Genomic DNA, 16528 nt, shown 5'->3' with positions numbered 1-16528 from the left:
TGGCGCTGATCGGGTCGGGTGACGCACCCGGTCCGGGACCGGGTCCGGCGCCGTTCCGGCACCGGGTTCGCCGTGGCCCGGACGGGGGCGGGAGCGCGCCGGAGCGGGATCGCGCCCCGGCCGAAACTCCCGTCGGTGTAGGCCCAGCGCACGTGAGCAGGTAGCGTGCCTAGCGCGCCGTGGCGACGTTCTCGGCCGCGCGCCTTACGTGCATACCGCAGAATGGATGACGTAGGTGTGCCCGAGCGCGATCGGGCGCGGACGTCGACGCGGTCCACAGGTCCGCTCCGTCCGCCCCTCGCAGGCAGCGGCGCACTCGTGAGACGGCGTATGGAGAGAAGCGATACCTGTGAGCGCAGCGACAACGCGAAGCCGCACCCCTGACCGCCTGTGCGCCGAGGCCGTCGACCTCGCCCGCGCCGCAGCCGAGGAGGCCGCCGCCCCCGGCGTCGTCGGCGAGCACGAGGGGCTCGTGTCCGAGGGTGACCGGGTCGTCACCCACTACTTCGCCGCCAAGGAGCTCGGCTACCGCGGCTGGCGCTGGGCCGTCACCGTGGCCCGCGCCTCCCGGGCGAAGATCGTGACCGTGGACGAGGCGGTGCTGCTGCCCGGCCCGGACGCCCTCCTCGCCCCCGAGTGGGTGCCGTGGAGCGAGCGGCTGCGACCCGGCGACATGGGCCCCGGCGACCTGCTGCCCACCGACGCGGAGGACCTGCGGCTGGAGCCGGGCTGGACCGGCGAGGACGAGCCGCCGCCCAACTCGGTGGTCTCCCACGAGATGGCCGACCTGGTCGAGGCGGAGGACGCCGAGGTCACGGCCGGGCCCCCCGCGGAGCTGACGACCACCCCGGCCCGCGGCACGATCGCGGCCGTCGCCGAGGAACTGGGCCTGCGCCGGGCGCGGGTGCTCTCCCGCTACGGCCTGCACGTCGCCGCCGACCGGTGGGAGGACGCCTTCGGGCCCAAGACCGCGATGGCCCAGGCCGCGCCCGCCTCCTGCGCCTCCTGCGGCTTCCTCGCCCGCATCGGCGGCTCGCTGGGCCAGGCCTTCGGCGTGTGTGCCAACGAGTTCTCCCCGGCGGACGGCCGGGTCGTGTCCCTGGCCTACGGCTGCGGCGGTCACTCCGAGGCCGCGGTGATGCCGAAGACCCCGCAGCCGGCTCCGCCGGTGATCGACGAGACGCGGATCGACCCGTTCCCGCTGCGCCCCGCGCCGGACTCCGGGTCGGTGCCGGTGACCGGGGACGAGGCGTCGGCGGACCTCGGGCACTCCTAGGGGGTGTCTGACACATGCCCGCGGCGTCGCGCTCATGTGTCGGACGCCCCCTGGCACCGCCGTCGCGCCGGGTGCGTGCGCGGCGCCACCGTCCTAGCAGTCCTCGCACACGGGTCGGACCGGACGATCACGCCCGGATCGGGTGAGGGCGCCGTCCCTCACCGGGCGGCGGATGCCGGAGGGGTTGGAAGGCGGCGACCGCCGGTACTCGGTCGCCGGGCGCCGGGACCGGGTGGGACGGTGCCGGTGGTCCGGCCGCTGAACGTCCGGCCGGAGGACGGGCGTGCTCGCGGTACCTTCGTGGTCCGTCGAAGAGGAGAGTGACCGTGAGCATGTTCGTGCGGCCCGCCGAGGAGGGTGCGGACCCCTTCGCCACGGCACGCCTGCGGCGCGGGGTGCTGGACGCCTGGGCGACGAGCCCCGCCCGGTTCCGTGAGGACGCCAACGCCGAGGAGGACCTCGTCCTCGGCGGCTACCGCGACCGGCTGGTCGTCGAGCTCGCCCAGAACGCCGCCGACGCCGCCGCCCGCGCGGGCGTGCCCGGCCGGCTGCGGCTGACCCTGCGCGACGGCGTCCTCGTCGCCGCCAACACCGGCGCCCCGCTGGACGCGGCCGGCGCCGAGTCGCTGTCCACGCTGCGCGCCTCCGCCAAACGGGAGGGCGGCGAGGGCGCGGTCGGCCGGTTCGGGGTCGGCTTCGCCGCCGTCCTCGCCGTCACCGACGAACCCGCCGTCGTCGGCCGGCACGGCGGCGTGCGCTGGTCCCTCGCCGAGGCGCGGGGACTGGCCGCCGACACCGCGCGGCACAGCCCCGGCCTGGGCGACGAGATCCGGCGCCGCGACGGTCACGTGCCGCTGCTGCGGCTGCCGTTCCCCGCCGAGGGCAGCGCCCCCGACCCGTACGACACGGCCGTCATCCTGCCGCTGCGCGACGCCGCCGCCGCCGATCTCGCCGAACGGCTCCTGCACGCCGTGGACGACGCGCTGCTCCTCGCCCTGCCGGGCCTGGAGGAGGTCGTGATCGAGGCGGGGGACGACGTCCGGACGCTGCGCCGCGGTGCCGACGGCGCCCTCACGGTCGTGGAGGACTCCCGGGAGGGCGTCACCCGCTGGCGCACGGCCGTCGCGCACGGTCCGCTCACGCCCGACCTGCTCGCCGACCGGCCGGTCGAGGAGCGCCTGCGCCCCCACTGGTCCGTGACGTGGGCCGTCCCCGTGGACGCCGACGGCGCACCCGCCCGCCCCCGCACCAGCCCCGTCGTGCACGCCCCCACCCCCAGCGACGAACCCCTCGGTGTGCCCGCCCTGCTCATCGCGTCCTTCCCGCTGGACTCGACCCGCCGGCACGCGGCGCCCGGACCGCTGACCGACTTCCTGACCCAGCGGGCGGCGGACGCCTACGCCGCCCTCCTCGCCGGCTGGCGCCCGGTCACCACCGGCATCCTCGACCTGGTGCCCGGCCCGCTGGGCAAGGGCGAACTGGACGGCGCCCTGCGCCAGGCGATCCTCGGCCGGCTGCCGCGCACCTCCTTCCTGCCGCCCGCCGCCGGACCGCACGCCGGGGACGCCGGCGACCTGTCCGCGCCCCTCCACCTCGGGGACGCCGACGCGCTGCCCGCCCCGGCGCCCGGTGACCCGGCGCACGACGGCGGCCTCGGTGATCTCGCCGAGTCCCTGCGCCCCCGCGACGCCGAGGTGGTCGAGGGCGCGGGCGCGGAGACGGTGCGCGTGCTCGCCGAGGTGCTGCCCACCCTGCTGCCCGGCGGCCTGGAGCGCCGGCCCGAGCTGCGCACGCTGGGCGTGGCCCGGGTGCCGCTGACCGACGCGGTCGACCGGCTGGCCGGACTGGAGAAGGACCCCGCCTGGTGGCGGCGGCTCTACGACAGCCTCGCCGGGGTCGACCCGGAGCGGCTGTCCGGGCTGCCGGTGCCGCTGGCCGACGGGCGGACCACCATCGGCCCCCGCCAGGTGCTGCTGCCCTCCCCGGACGCCGCCTCCGTCGAGCCCGGGGTCCTCACCCGCCTCGGCCTCAAGGTCGCCCACCCGGACGCAGCCCACCCGCTCCTGGAGAAGCTCGGCGCCCTCCCCGCCACCCCGCGGGCCGTACTGACCACCCCGCAGGTCCGGGCCGCCGTCGCCGCCTCCCTGGACGACGAGGGCGGCATGAACTGGGAGGACGACGCCCTCGACGCCGAGGAACTCGCCGACACGGTGCTCGGCCTGGTCCGCGACGCCGCCCTCGACCCCGGCGACGAGCCGTGGCTCGGCGCGCTCGCGCTGCCCGACGAGGACGGCGAACTCTCCCCGGCCGGTGAACTCGTCTTCCCCGGCGGCCCCTTCGCCCAGGTCATGCGCGAGGACGAACTCGCCGCCGTGGACGCGGAACTGGCCCGGAAGTGGGGCCCGGAACCGCTCGCCGCCTGCGGCGTCCTCGTCACCTTCGCCCTCGTCCGCGCCACCGACGTCGTCCTCGACCCGGACGAACTGGAGCCCCGTGAGGGAGACTTCGCCGAGCCCGACGACGCGGGTCTGCTGGACGCCGTGGACGTGTGGAGCGAGGACGTCCTCGACCGCTTCCCGGACAGCCCCGTCCCGCCGGTCGCCACCGAGATCGTCGCCGTGCGCGACCTGGACCTGGTGGACGACGACCAGTGGCCCCGGGCCCTCGCCCTGCTGTCGCGGCCGCCGCTGCGGGACGCCCTGGTCGAGCCGGTGCGCGTCCTGCTGCCCGACGGCACCCACGAGGTCGTACGGCCGTACACCGCGTGGTGGCTGCGCGGGCACCCGGTGCTCGGCGGCCGGCGCCCGGCCGGACTGCGCGCGGCCGGCGGCGACCCCCTCCTGCGGGGCCTGTACGACGAGGCGGACGCGACCGGCTTCGAGGACGAGCAGGTGCTGCGGGCGCTGGGTGTGCGCACCTCGGTGGCCGCCCTGCTCGACGAGCCCGGCGGCGCGGCCGAGCTGCTGGACCGCCTCGCCGACCCCGACCGCCCGGTCACGGCGGCCCAGCTGCACGCCCTGTACGGGGCGCTGGCCGGGCTGGACCCCGAGCAGGTCACCCTGCCGGACGACCTGCGCGCCGTCCGCGACGGCCGCGTCGAGGTGGTGGACGCCGCCGACGCCGTCGTGGTCGACTCGCCCGACCTGCTGCCCTTCACGTCCGGCGTGCCCCTGCTGCCGGTACGGCCGGTGCTGGCCGCCGAGCTGGCGGAGCTGTTCCAGGTGCGGCGGCTGAGCGAGTCCGTCACCGGCGAGGTGCACTCCGAGGGCACCGAGCACGACGTGCCGGAGCCGGTGCGGGTGCTGCTCGGGGCGCGGACCCCGGCGTCGTACGTGGAGCACGAGGAGCTCGTGGTCGACGGCGTGGAGATCGACTGGCGCCTCACGCCCGCCGGCGTGCTGCACGCCGCGACCCTGGAGGGCGTCGCCGCCGGCCTCGCCTGGGCGGCCGGCCAGTGGCCCCGCCGCTTCGAGGTCGCGGCCCTGCTGGAGGACCCGTCCCGCACGGAGGAGCTGGCCCGGGACCGCTGGTTCGACTGACCCGCGGCGCCTTGCGACGGACGACGGGCACGCGCCCCGAAAGGGGCGCGGAGAACGGCGCGCTCGGCCACGACGGTGCCGCGGTGAACGACGGACCGGCCGCCCCCCGGCACGGACGCACCGTCAGCCGGGGACACGCCGGTCCACCCACCTCCACACCACTTCCAGCAGGCCCGCACCGGCGACCGCCACGCCGACGGCGGTCCACGGCATCGTCACGCCCACCAACTTCAGCGCGAAGAAGTCCTGCAGCCACGGCACCACCAGCACCACCAGGAAGGCCAGCCCCATCGCCGCGACCAGCAGCACCCGCCACCAGGTGTAGGGCCGCGCGACGATCGCCAGCACCCACATCGAGACCAGGAACAGCGTCAGCGTCGCCGCGCTGGTCTCCGCGTCCAGCGCCCCCGGCCCGCTGTAGTGGTGCCGGGCGACGAGGTACGTCACGAAGGTCGCCGCCCCGGCCACCACCCCGCCCGGGACGGCGTACCGCATCACCCGCCGTACGAAGTGCGGCCTGGCCCGCTCCGTGTTCGGGGCGAGGGCCAGGAAGAAGGCCGGGACGCCGATGGTGAGGGTGGACAGCAGGGTCAGGTGCCGGGGCAGGAACGGGTACTCGACGCGTGAGCACACCACCAGCACCGCCAGCAGCACCGAGTAGACCGTCTTCACCAGGAACAGGGTCGCGACCCGCGTGATGTTGCCGATGACCCGGCGGCCCTCGGCGACCACCGAGGGCAGGGTGGCGAAGCTGTTGTTCAGCAGCACGATCTGCGCGACCGCCCGGGTGGCCTCCGAGCCCGAACCCATCGCCACGCCGATGTCGGCGTCCTTCAGGGCCAGGACGTCGTTCACCCCGTCGCCGGTCATCGCGACCGTGTGCCCGCGCGACTGGAGGGCGCCCACCATGTCCCGCTTCTGCTGCGGGGTGACCCGGCCGAACACCGTGCCCGCGTCGAGCTCGCCGGCCATGGCCTCCCGGTCGGCGGGCAGCCGGCGCGCGTCGACGGCGCTGCCGGACAGCCCGACCTTGGCGGCCACCGCGCCGACGGAGACGGCGTTGTCCCCGGAGATGACCTTGGCCCGCACGTCCTGGTCGGCGAAGTAGCGCAGGGTGTCGGCGGCGTCCGGCCGCAGCCGCTGCTCCAGCACGACCAGCGCGGTCGGCACGGCGCCCTCGGCCGGTTCGGCGTCCTCGAGGTCCCGGGTGGCGCGGGCGAGCAGCAGCACCCGCATGCCCTGCTCGTTGAGCCGCCCGGTCTCGGCGAGGGCGGGGTCGTCCTCGGTCAGCAGCACGTCGGGAGCCCCCAGCAGCCAGGTGCCGGAGGCGCCGTCGGCCGTCTCGAAGGTGGCGCCGGCGTACTTGCGGGCGGAGGAGAAGGGCAGGGAGTCGGTGCACCGCCAGCCCTCGGCGGCCCCGGTGGCCGGGGAGGCGTCGATGATCGCCTGGAGGGAGGCGTTCGGGCGCGGGTCGGACGCGCCGAGGGCGCCGAGCACCGTACGGACGTACTCCTCGTCCGCGCCGCCGAGCGCGCGCACCTCGGTGACGTCCATGCCGCCCTCGGTGAGCGTGCCGGTCTTGTCCAGGCAGACCGTGTCGACGCGGGCGAGGCCCTCGATGGCGGGCAGCTCCTGGACGAGGCACTGCTTGCGGCCGAGCCGGACGACGCCGATCGCGAAGGCCACGGAGGTGAGCAGCACCAGCCCCTCCGGGACCATGGGCACGATGCCGCCGACGGTCCGCGCGACGGAGTCCTTGAAGGCGTCGTCCTTGGTGACCAGCTGGCTGATGATCAGGCCGATCGCGGTCGGGACCATCATCCACGTGACGTATTTCAGGATCGTGGAGATGCCGGAGCGCAGCTCGGACTGGACGAGGGTGAAGCGGGACGCCTCCTCGGCGAGCTGGGCGGCGTAGGCCTCGCGCCCCACCCTGGTCGCCCGGAAGGCACCCCCGCCCGCGACCACGAAGCTGCCGGACAGGACCTGGTCCCCGGGCCGTTTGACGACCGGGTCGGCCTCGCCGGTCAGCAGCGACTCGTCGATCTCCAGTCCGTCGGCCTCGACGCACACCCCGTCGACCACGGCCTTGTCCCCGGGGCCGATCTCGATGACGTCGTCCAGCACGATCAGCGAGGTGCTGATCGGGGTGGTCCGCCCGTCCCGGCGCACGTCCGGTCTGACCTCGCCGATCAGCGCCAGGGAGTCGAGGGTCTTCTTCGCCCGCCACTCCTGGACGATGCCGATGCCGGTGTTGGCGAGGATCACGAAGCCGAAGAGGCTGTCCTGGATCGGCGCCACGATCAGCATGATCACCCACAGGACGCCGATGATCGCGTTGAAGCGGGTGAGGACGTTGGCGCGGACGATCTCGCCGAGTGAGCGGCTGCTGCGCACCGGTATGTCGTTGACCTGCCCGCGCGCGACCCGCTCGGCGACCTCGGCGGCCGTCAGCCCCGTCTCCGGCGAGGACAGGGGAGCGGGGCGCGCGGGATCGAGTGCGGCGCCCGCGTCGATATGCGTCATGCATTCGACGGTACGTGCGGTTTTGGGGCTTCACCCGCTGGATGGGTGGAAGATCCGACCTGGGTACGAGAAGCCCGGCCGCCGTGTGCTGCCGTGGTACTACGGGGTGGGACGGGCCTCGCGGGCCGCGGTGTCCCGCTTGATCGCGGCGTCGCGCCGGCGGACGTACCAGATGCCGATGAGGCCGAGCCCGCCGCCCGCCAGGCAGGTCCACACCCACCAGGTGTGCCCGTGGTCGTCGAACCAGCCGTAGAAGGGCAGCTGGGCCAGGAAGAGGACGAACCAGAGGATGGTGCCGCCGGTGATGGTCGCGACCACGGGGCCCTCAAGGGGCTCCGGCGCCTCATGCGTAGGTGTCCACTTCGCCATGCGTACAGCTTACGAGGGTGCCGGCGCGCCCTCGCGGGGCGGCGGCCGGTCGGCAGGGCGGGTGCCGCCGCACGGGTCTACGCGCGGAGATAGCGATCTCGGGCTCATACGTTCATACTGAATCCGTTTGTCTCTGACCGCTTTCATTCGTAGGAAACGCCAACAAGGCCGTGGGGGAACCTGTTGGTGATGAGGTCTCGCATGTCCGCCTCGGCCGCCGCCAAGGTCCCCCCGTCCCCCGAGTCGCCCGAAGACCGGCGACCCCCGCAGAACGCCCTCGACCGCTACTTCCGGATCTCCGAGCGCGGCAGCACGCTGTCCCGCGAGATCCGCGGCGGTCTGGCCACCTTCTTCGCGATGGCCTACATCATCGTGCTGAACCCGATCATCCTGGGCAGCGCGAAGGACATGTACGGCCACCAGCTCGACAACGGCCAGCTGGTCACCGCGACCGCCCTGACGGCGGCGTTCACCACGCTCCTCATGGGCGTCATCGGCAACGTCCCGATCGCGCTCGCCGCCGGTCTCGGCGTGAACTCGGTCGTCGCCCTCCAGCTCGCCCCGCGGATGTCCTGGCCGGACGCCATGGGCATGGTGGTGCTGGCCGGTTTCGTCGTCATGCTGCTGGTCGCCACCGGTCTGCGCGAGCGCGTGATGAACGCCGTGCCGTTCGGTCTGCGCAAGGCCATCGCGATCGGTATCGGCCTGTTCATCATGCTCATCGGCCTCGTCGACTCCGGGTTCGTCACCCGGATGCCGGACGCCGCCCAGACCACCGTCCCGCTCCAGCTGGGCACGGGCGGTCACCTGCTCGGCTGGCCCGTCCTGGTCTTCGTCCTCGGCGTGCTGCTCACGCTGGCGCTGATCGTCCGCAGGACCCCCGGCGCCATCCTGATCTCCATCGTCGTGATGACCGTCATCGCGATGATCATCAACGCCGTCGCGGACATCCCGTCCTGGGGCCTGACCACCCCGGAGTGGCCCGGCAACCCGGTCTCCACGCCCGACTTCGGCCTGGTCGGCCAGGTCAGCCTGTTCGGCGGGTTCGGGAAGGTCGGCGTCCTGACCGGCGTCCTGTTCGTCTTCACCGTCCTGCTGTCCTGCTTCTTCGACGCCATGGGCACGATCATGGCCGTCAGCGACGAGGCCAAGCTGACCGACGGCGAGGGCCAGATGCCGGGCATCAACAAGGTCCTGTTCGTGGACGGTGTCGCGGTCGCCGCGGGCGGTGCCGCCTCGGCGTCGGCCACGACCTGCTTCGTGGAGTCCACGGCCGGCGTCGGCGAGGGCGCCCGGACCGGCTTCGCCAACATCGTCAGCGGCGGGCTGTTCGCCCTGGCCCTGTTCCTCACGCCGGTCGCCACGATGGTCCCGTCGCAGGCGGCCACCCCGGCGCTGGTCGCGGTCGGCTTCCTGATCCTGGCCGGCTCGATCAAGGAGATCGACTGGGCCGACTTCACGGTCGCCGTCCCGGCCTTCGTGACGATGCTGATGATGCCGTTCACGTACTCGATCACCAACGGCATCGGCATGGGCTTCATCACCTTCACGGTGCTGCGCCTGGCGGTCGGCCGCGGCCGGGACGTGCCGGTGGCGATGTACGCGGTGTCGGCGGTCTTCGCCTTCTACTACCTGATGCCGGCCCTGGGCCTGACCTGATCCCGCGGGGTCACGGCACCCCGTAGAACCGTTCCGTCTCCTCGACGGCGGACTGGAACCGCTCGTCGAAGTCATCCCGAATGAGCGTCCGGACGACATAGTCCTGGACGCTCATTCCTCTTTTCGCCGCGTGGTGCCGGAGCCGTTCGAGCAGCTCCCCGTCCATCCGCAGGCTGAGCACGCTGGTCCCCATGCGCACGAGGGTCGCCCCCGCCCGCCGGGTGATGCCACGGTTTCCGGAAATAGCTCACTCGTACGGGTGACCCTCGGGTTTCAGTGGCGGGGGTCACGGGCAACCGGCGGGGTGAGCGTTGGTATTTCGCGAACCTAATGAGTTAGGCTAAGGAACATGCCGGACCTCAAGCATGGCGACGATGCCGCCGCCGTGAACTCCCTGCGCTCCGCCGTGATGCGGCTCTCCCGTCGGCTCAAGCACCAGCGGGTCGACGAGTCGCTCAGCCCCACCGAGATGTCGGTGCTCGGCACCCTGTCCAACTGCGGCAGCGCGACCCCGGGCGAGCTCGCCCGCAAGGAACACGTCCAGCCGCCGTCGATGACCCGCATCGTGGCGCTCCTGGAGGCCAAGGGGCTGGTCCGGCTGGAGCCGCACCCCGAGGACCGGCGCCAGAAGGTCGTGACGCAGACCGAGCAGGCCGTGGTGATGCTCGAGGAGAGCCGCCGCAAGCGCAACGCGTTCCTGGCCGCGCTGGTCGAGGGGCTCGACGAGGACGAGTGGGCGAAGCTGCGCGCAGCGGCCCCCGTGCTGGAGAAGCTCGCACACCTGTAGAAAGCAATCGCGAGGAGGCGACCCTTTGAGTACGGGACCCGGAGCAGCTTCCGTCCCCGCACCTGACCACGACGACTCCCTGTCCAAGGCCCCCGGGGCCCCGCACAAGACGTCCATGTTCGCCTCCCTGAGGGTCCGCAACTACCGCCTGTTCTTCCTGGGCCAGGTCGTCTCCAACATCGGCACCTGGATGCAGCGCATCGCCCAGGACTGGCTGGTGCTCAGCCTCACCGGGTCCTCCGCGGCCGTCGGCATCACGACGGCCCTGCAGTTCCTGCCGATGCTGCTCTTCGGTCTCTACGGCGGCGTCCTCGTCGACCGCCTGCGCAAGCGGCCCACGCTGCTGGTCACCCAGTCCGCCATGGGCCTGACCGCGCTCGCCCTCGCCGCGCTCACCCTGACCGGGCACGTCCAGGTGTGGCACGTCTACGTCGCGGCCTTCGCGATGGGCCTGGCCACCGTCATGGACAACCCCGCCCGCCAGTCCTTCGTCTCCGAGCTGGTCGGCCGCGACCAGCTCCAGAACGCGGTCAGCCTGAACTCGGCCAACTTCCAGTCCGCCCGCCTGGTCGGCCCCGCCGTCGCGGGCCTGATGATCACCGGCGTGGGCACCGGCTGGGCGTTCCTCGCCAACGGGCTGTCCTTCGTGGCGCCGCTGGGCTGCCTGCTGCTGATGCGGGCCCGCGAGCTGCACGTCGCGCAGCGCGCCCCGCGCGGCAAGGGACAGCTCCGGGAGGGCCTGCACTACGTCGCCGGGCGCCCCGAGCTGATCTGGACCATCGTCCTGGTCGGCTTCATCGGCACCTTCGGCTTCAACTTCCCGGTGTTCCTGTCCGCCTTCGCGGACGACGTCTTCCACGCGGGCGCCGGCGAGTACAGCCTGTTCAACACCCTCATGGCCGTCGGCTCCCTGGCCGGCGCGCTGCTCGCCGCCCGGCGCGGCACGGCCCGGCTGCGGGTGCTGATCGCGGCGGCCCTCGGCTTCGGCGTCCTGGAGATCGTCGCAGCGTCGGCGCCGTCGCTGTGGCTGTTCGCCCTGCTGATGGTCCCGATCGGCGTCTTCAGCATGACGGTCAACGTCACCGCCAACACCAGCATCCAGATGTCCACCGACCCGGCCATGCGGGGCCGCGTCATGGCCCTCTACATGATGGTCTTCCTCGGCGGTTCCCCGGTCGGCGCCCCGATCGTCGGCTGGGTCACCGACACCTACGGCGCCCGGGTGGGCTTCGCCGCGGGCGGCGCCGTGGCGGCCACCGCGGCGGCCGTGGTCGGCCTGGTCCTGGCCCGCGTCGGCAACCTGCGCCTGTCCGTCGGCTGGCACCGGGGACACCCGCAGGTGCGGTTCGTGCCGCGCGAGCGCCGGGAGCAACTGGCCCCGGCGGCGTAGGAGGTCTGGGAAGGTGGCGGCATGAGACTCTTCGCCGCCGTGCTGCCGCCCGAGGACGTCGTCGCCGCTCTCGCCGCCGAGGTGGCCGCGCTCAGGAAGCTGCCCGGCGCGGACGGGCTGCGCTGGACCGGCCGTCCGGGGTGGCACCTCACGCTCGCCTTCTACGGCGAGGTCGGCGAGGACGTCGTACCGGAGCTGTCCGCGCGCCTGGAGCGGGCCGCACGCCGCACCGCGCCGTTCGAGCTGGCGCTGCGCGGCGGCGGCCACTTCGGGCACGGCCGGGCCCTGTGGGCCGGGGGAGCGGGCGACCTGGGCGCCCTGCGTCTGCTCGCGGAGCGTGCCGAGTCGGCGGCGCGCCGGGCGGGCGTCCCGATGGGGGAGCACCGGCGCTACACGGCCCACCTCACACTGGCCCGCGGCCGGGAGGCGTTCGACGTGGCTCCCTATGTCGACGCGCTGGCCGGTTTCACCAGCCGCACCTGGACCGTGACGGACCTGGCGCTGGTGCGCAGCAACCTGCCGAGGTCCGGGGTTCCCGGCGAGCAGCCCCGCTACGAGACGGTCGCCCGCACTCCGCTCGGCGCGGCCGGTTAGGCTCGGGGGCGTGGACCCGAAGACCCGTAACCGGATCATGGCCGGTGTGCTCGTGCTGATGTTCGTCGTCGTGGCGGTGGCGGCGGCGCTCGGTTAGCCGAGGCCGCCGCCGGCGTGCCCGCGCGGCCTACCAGGCGAAGGCCTCCGGGGAGGGGCCCGGCCCCGGGAAGATCTCGTCCAGCCCGTTCAGCAGCTCCTCGGAGAGCTCCAGCTCCACGGCGCGCAGCGCCGACGCCAGCTGCTCGCCGGTCCGCGGACCCACGATGGGGCCGGTCACGCCGGGCCGGGTCAGCAGCCAGGCCAGCGCCGCCTCGCCGGGTGCGACGCCGTGCTTGTCGAGCAGGTCCTCGTACGCCTGGATCTGAGCGCGCGAGGCCGGGTCGGCCAGGGTGTCGGCCGCCCGCCCGGAGGCGCGCCGTCCGCCCTCCGCCTGCTTCCTGATGACCCCGCCCAGCAGCCCGCCGTGCAGCGGCGACCACGGGATGACTCCCAGGCCGTAGTCCTGCGCGGCCGGGATGACCTCCATCTCGGCGCGGCGCTCGGCCAGGTTGTAGAGGCACTGCTCGCTGACCAGGCCGATGGTGCCGCCGCGCCGGGCGGCGGTCTCGTTGGCCTGGGCGATCTTGTAACCGGGGAAGTTCGAGGAGCCGGCGTAGAGGACCTTGCCCTGCTGGACCAGCGTGTCGACGGCCTGCCAGATCTCGTCGAATCCGGTGGCGCGGTCGATGTGGTGGAACTGGTACAGGTCGATGTGGTCGGTCCGGAGCCGCTTGAGGCTGGCGTCGACGGCCCGGCGGATGTTCACGGCGGACAGCTTGTCGTGGTTGGGCCACGCCTCGCCGTCGGCGCCCATGTTGCCGTACACCTTGGTGGCGATGACGACCTTGTCGCGCCGGTCGCCGCCCTGGGCGAACCAGTTGCCGATGATCTCCTCGGTGCGGCCCTTGTTCTCGCCCCAGCCGTACACGTTGGCGGTGTCGAAGAAGTTGATGCCCGCGTCCAGCGCCGCGTCCATGATCGCGTGGCTGTCGGCCTCGTCGGTCTGCGGACCGAAGTTCATGGTGCCGAGGACGAGCCGGCTGACCTTGAGTCCTGTGCGTCCGAGCTGCGTGTACTTCATGGCCCCCAGCCAACGGCTTGGAGTGCGCTCCAGGCAAGCGGATCCGCTCAGTCGCGGGGGAACCCGGCGGTGGGCAGCGTGAGGCCGAGGACGGTGTCGGTGAGGTCCAGGTCCTGCCCGAAGGCGACCCGGGTCTCGGTCGTGTAGTCGCCGTCCTTGGGACGGGTGTAGATGTGGCACCTGCCCTGGTACGGGTCGGCGATGAGGTAAAGGGGGACCTCGGCGGCGGCGTACGCGAGCTTCTTGGGGCCGTAGTCGTTGGCGGCGGTGCCCTGGGAGATGACTTCGGCCACGAACTCGACGTCCTGGTGGCGCCAGTGGCCGGTGTCGTCCCGCTCCGCTCCGTCGCGGAGTTTGGCGACGTCCGGGCAGAAGCCGTTCTCATGGCCGGGGAAGTCGATGCGGACGTCCGAGAAGATCTTGACATCTTTGCCGAACCTGTCATCGACGGCTCGTGCGATGCGGAAGATGATCCCCCAGTGCGTGTCCCGCTGCGGTGTCATGTGGACGTTGCCCCCGACGATCTCGACCCTGAATCCTTCGGGGACGGGCATCCGCTCCAGCCGCTCGAACCACTCGTCCAGGCGCTGGGTGTTGGCGTCGGCCATGGCGATCCTGTCTTCAAGGACGGTCATCGTGGCGCTCCTCCCCGGCTGTCCCACGGGCGGGAGCAGCCGCGCGGTACAACGATACGCACGGAGGTCAGGTCACGGCAGGCCGCGCATATGTCAGCAGACTAGGACTCGCCGGAGTACGGCCCGCCCAGCCCCCACTCCTCGTGCAGCGCCTCCGCGAACGCGCCCGCGATCTTGTGCTCGCCGTCCTCGTTGGGGTGGGTGCCGTCGTAGGTGTCCGTGTGGAAGTCGTACGACGCCGGCGGGGGGACGAGGAGGAGGGCGGAGTCCGGTGCGTCGAGGTCGGCGACCGTCTTGGCCAGGAGCTCGTTGAAGCGGTGGACCTGGTCGGCGAAGGGCGCGTCGGTGTCCACCCGGATGTTGTGCAGCACCGGCATCACGGCCACGCGGACGCGCGGGTTCGCCGACCGGGCCCCGGCCACGAAGGCGCGGACGTTGTCCGCGGTCTGCTCGGGGTTGGTGTAGAAGCCGAGGTCTATCAGGCCCAGGGAGACCAGGAGCACGTCCGCGCGGTGGACGCGCACCGCCTCGCCGATCAGCGGCGTCATGTGGTGCCAGCCCTCGCCCCAGCCGGCCAGGTGGGCGCGGGGGAAGCCGGGGTCGGCGTAGGTGTACGAGGTGGGGGCGTCCGTCGACGGGTCGTGCAGCGCCTCGCGGGGGCCGACGAAGGTGAAGGGGCGGCCGTACGTGTCACGCAGGTGCTGCCACATCCGGTGGCGCCACGTGTGTTCGCCGGCGCTCCCTATCGTCATGGAGTCACCGACGAACATGAACCTGAGCATCCGCTCATCATGGACGATCCGCCTGGCCGGCGCGATGTGAGCCCGGCCACCCGGGACGGCCGTCAAGGTGAACACCCGCGCGGGATGGCAGGCTTGGCGCATGCGCCGATCTCTCGCCCTCCTCGCCTCGGCCCTTCTCGTGGGCGCGTTCGCCGTGCCGGCCGTCGCCGCCGACGGGGACGACGGGAGCGACGGGTTCACCATCAAGGACCCGCGCATCACCGAGTCCAGCGGCCTCGCCGCCTCCCGCCTGCACCCCGGCGTCTACTGGACGCACAACGACCAGGACAACGGGCCCTACCTCTACGCCGTGGACGGCGCCACCGGCGAGACCGTCGCGCGCGTCGCGCTGTCCGGCGTGGGCACGCCCCGGGACGTCGAGGCGATCGCGGTCGGGCCCGGGAACAGGATCTTCGTCGGCGACATCGGGGACAACCTCGGCGGCACCTGGCCGTACGTGTGGATCTACGAGCTGCCCGAGCCGAAGGAACTGAAGGACCAGACGGTCAAGGCCACGCAGTACGTAGTGAAGTACGCGGACGGTGCCCGCGACGCCGAGTCGATGGTCGTCCACCCGAAGACCGGGCGCGTCTACATCATCGACAAGAACGAGGACGGCGGGCACCTGTACGAGGGCCCGGCGAAGCTGTCCTCCTCCGGCACCAACGTCTTCCGGCCCACCGTCCCCGTCGACCTCTGGGCCACCGACGCCGCGTTCTCCCCGGACGGCGAGCGGCTCGCCGTGCGCGGCTATCTCGGGGGCATCTGGTACGCCTGGAACGACGGGAAGATCCAGCGCAAGGGGCGGATCAGCGTGCCCCTGGGGCAGGGCGAGTCGGTCACCTACACCGCCGACGGCAAGAAGCTGCTGCTCGGCATGGAGGGCGAGAACAGCCCGGTGCGGGCCCAGGACGCGCCCGGGGGCGGCTCGTCGGGCGGGGACGGCGCCTCGTCCGGCGACGGCGGGTCCGGCGCCTCCGGTGCGGACGGCACCGGCGGGGACACGCTCAAGGTCGGCGCGGTCGGCGTGCTCGTGGCGTGCGCCGCGCTGTTCGGCCTACGCCGGCTGTTCCGGCGCCGCTGAGACGTCCGCCGCCCGCCGTGCGGCCACCAGCACCTCCAGCCCGTCCAGGATGCGCCGGAGCCCGAACTCGAAGTGGTCGAAGCCGGTGCCGAAGGCGTCCTCGGACAGGGAGGCCAGCACGGGGTAGCGCCCGCTGGCCATGGCCTTCACCAGCACCGGCTCCTGGGCCGCCCAGAACTGCGCGTCCGTCAGCCCGGACCTGCGCTCCGCCTCCCGCTCGTACACCTGCGTCCGGGCGGCCCCGACGACGTACCCGTCGATCATGATGATCACCGAGACCAGCTCGGGGTCGGTCAGCCCCATCGGCTTGATCCGGGCGAGCACCTTCTCCATGCCGTCCAGGGCTGACGGGCCGAGGATCGGGCGGGACTGGTTGACCTCCAGCAGCCACGAGTGGCGGCGGTAGAGGGCGAGTGTGGCGTGGCCGAGGGCCTCCAGTGCCGAGCGCCAGCCGCCGTCGCCGAGGTCGGCCGGGTCCTCGGACGGGCGCTGTACGCGGTCCAGCATCAGGTCGATCAGCTCGCCCTTGCCGGGGACGTAGCGGTACAGGGACATCGTGCCGGTGCCCAGCTCGGTGGCGATCCGACGCATCGAGACCGCGCCCAGTCCGTCCCGGTCGGCGACCTCGACGGCGGCCTCCACGATCCGCTCCAGCGTCAGGCCCGGCCTGGGGCCTCGGCTGGGGCGCCGGCCGGTGTCCCACAACAGTTCGAGGGTGCGGCCGATGTCGCCGCTGCCGCTGGTCTCCGTACCGCTTGCCATGGGGT

The 16528-nt window shown here is 73.1% G+C and carries 14 protein-coding genes; 7 read left to right on the top strand and 7 right to left on the bottom strand.

Annotation, left to right across the window (positions count from 1 at the left end; translation table 11 throughout):
• The first annotated feature begins 349 nt into the window (after positions 1-349).
• The gene (locus ACFWJB_RS11650) at positions 350-1276 is read left to right on the top strand and encodes a DUF3027 domain-containing protein (protein WP_385458297.1); all 927 of its coding nucleotides are present in this window, start codon (positions 350-352) and stop codon (positions 1274-1276) included.
• A 326-nt stretch (positions 1277-1602) separates the two neighbouring features.
• Positions 1603-4815 carry a sacsin N-terminal ATP-binding-like domain-containing protein gene (locus tag ACFWJB_RS11645; protein ID WP_386921843.1) on the top strand — a complete coding sequence of 1071 codons (3213 nt, stop codon included), beginning with the start codon at positions 1603-1605 and terminating at the stop codon, positions 4813-4815.
• A gap of 123 nt (positions 4816-4938) precedes the next feature.
• Here the strand turns inward: ACFWJB_RS11645 and ACFWJB_RS11640 are convergent, their stop codons facing one another.
• Together ACFWJB_RS11640 and ACFWJB_RS11635 are read right to left on the bottom strand one after the other, a co-directional pair.
• Positions 4939-7341 carry an HAD-IC family P-type ATPase gene (locus ACFWJB_RS11640; RefSeq protein ID WP_386921841.1) on the bottom strand — a complete coding sequence of 801 codons (2403 nt, stop codon included), beginning with the start codon at positions 7339-7341 and terminating at the stop codon, positions 4939-4941.
• A gap of 99 nt (positions 7342-7440) precedes the next feature.
• Positions 7441-7710 carry a DUF2530 domain-containing protein gene (locus ACFWJB_RS11635; protein ID WP_385458294.1) on the bottom strand — a complete coding sequence of 90 codons (270 nt, stop codon included), beginning with the start codon at positions 7708-7710 and terminating at the stop codon, positions 7441-7443.
• Between the two features lie 201 nt (positions 7711-7911).
• On the opposite strand from ACFWJB_RS11635, the gene ACFWJB_RS11630 reads away from it, so the two are divergent.
• Positions 7912-9369 carry an NCS2 family permease gene (locus ACFWJB_RS11630; RefSeq protein WP_385458353.1) on the top strand — a complete coding sequence of 486 codons (1458 nt, stop codon included), beginning with the start codon at positions 7912-7914 and terminating at the stop codon, positions 9367-9369.
• 10 nt (positions 9370-9379) lie between these two features.
• Here ACFWJB_RS11630 and ACFWJB_RS11625 read toward each other — a convergent pair whose 3' ends face one another.
• Positions 9380-9562, bottom strand: coding sequence for a ribbon-helix-helix protein, CopG family (locus tag ACFWJB_RS11625; protein ID WP_362101560.1), 183 nt, complete (start codon positions 9560-9562; stop codon positions 9380-9382).
• Between the two features lie 156 nt (positions 9563-9718).
• Between ACFWJB_RS11625 and ACFWJB_RS11620 the strand changes: the two genes are divergently transcribed.
• From ACFWJB_RS11620 to thpR, 3 genes are read left to right on the top strand one after another with little or no spacing between them, the layout of a single operon-like run.
• On the top strand, positions 9719-10156 hold the full coding sequence (locus ACFWJB_RS11620) for a MarR family transcriptional regulator (RefSeq protein WP_351014225.1): 438 nt from the start codon (positions 9719-9721) through the stop codon (positions 10154-10156).
• A gap of 25 nt (positions 10157-10181) precedes the next feature.
• Complete coding sequence (locus ACFWJB_RS11615; protein WP_385458293.1) at positions 10182-11546, top strand: MFS transporter; 1365 nt, start codon at positions 10182-10184, stop codon at positions 11544-11546.
• Between the two features lie 21 nt (positions 11547-11567).
• Positions 11568-12140, top strand: a complete 573-nt coding sequence (gene thpR / locus ACFWJB_RS11610; RefSeq protein WP_385458292.1) for an RNA 2',3'-cyclic phosphodiesterase — start codon at positions 11568-11570, stop codon at positions 12138-12140.
• 127 nt (positions 12141-12267) lie between these two features.
• On the opposite strand, the gene ACFWJB_RS11605 is transcribed toward thpR, so the two are convergent.
• The 3 genes from ACFWJB_RS11605 to ACFWJB_RS11595 form a co-directional block, all read right to left on the bottom strand.
• On the bottom strand, positions 12268-13260 hold the full coding sequence (locus tag ACFWJB_RS11605) for an aldo/keto reductase (RefSeq protein ID WP_385458291.1): 993 nt from the start codon (positions 13258-13260) through the stop codon (positions 12268-12270).
• 47 nt (positions 13261-13307) lie between these two features.
• Entirely contained in the window at positions 13308-13895 is a 588-nt protein-coding gene (locus tag ACFWJB_RS11600; RefSeq protein WP_385458290.1) for a Uma2 family endonuclease, read from the bottom strand.
• A 101-nt stretch (positions 13896-13996) separates the two neighbouring features.
• Positions 13997-14677 (bottom strand): GDSL-type esterase/lipase family protein, encoded by a 681-nt coding sequence (locus ACFWJB_RS11595; RefSeq protein ID WP_386921837.1) that lies wholly within the window; start codon positions 14675-14677, stop codon positions 13997-13999.
• 100 nt (positions 14678-14777) lie between these two features.
• Here ACFWJB_RS11595 and ACFWJB_RS11590 point away from each other — a divergent pair, with 100 nt between their 5' ends.
• Entirely contained in the window at positions 14778-15761 is a 984-nt protein-coding gene (locus ACFWJB_RS11590; RefSeq protein ID WP_386921835.1) for a WD40 repeat domain-containing protein, read from the top strand.
• On the opposite strand, the gene ACFWJB_RS11585 is transcribed toward ACFWJB_RS11590, so the two are convergent.
• On the bottom strand, positions 15735-16523 hold the full coding sequence (locus ACFWJB_RS11585; protein ID WP_385458287.1) for a TetR/AcrR family transcriptional regulator: 789 nt from the start codon (positions 16521-16523) through the stop codon (positions 15735-15737). The genes ACFWJB_RS11590 and ACFWJB_RS11585 overlap by 27 nt on opposite strands.
• Positions 16524-16528 lie beyond the last annotated feature (5 nt).

It is taken from the genome of Streptomyces sp. NPDC127100, assembly GCF_042724095.1.
Lineage (GTDB): Bacteria > Actinomycetota > Actinomycetes > Streptomycetales > Streptomycetaceae > Streptomyces.
This window is presented reverse-complemented; position numbering and strand designations above follow the sequence as displayed.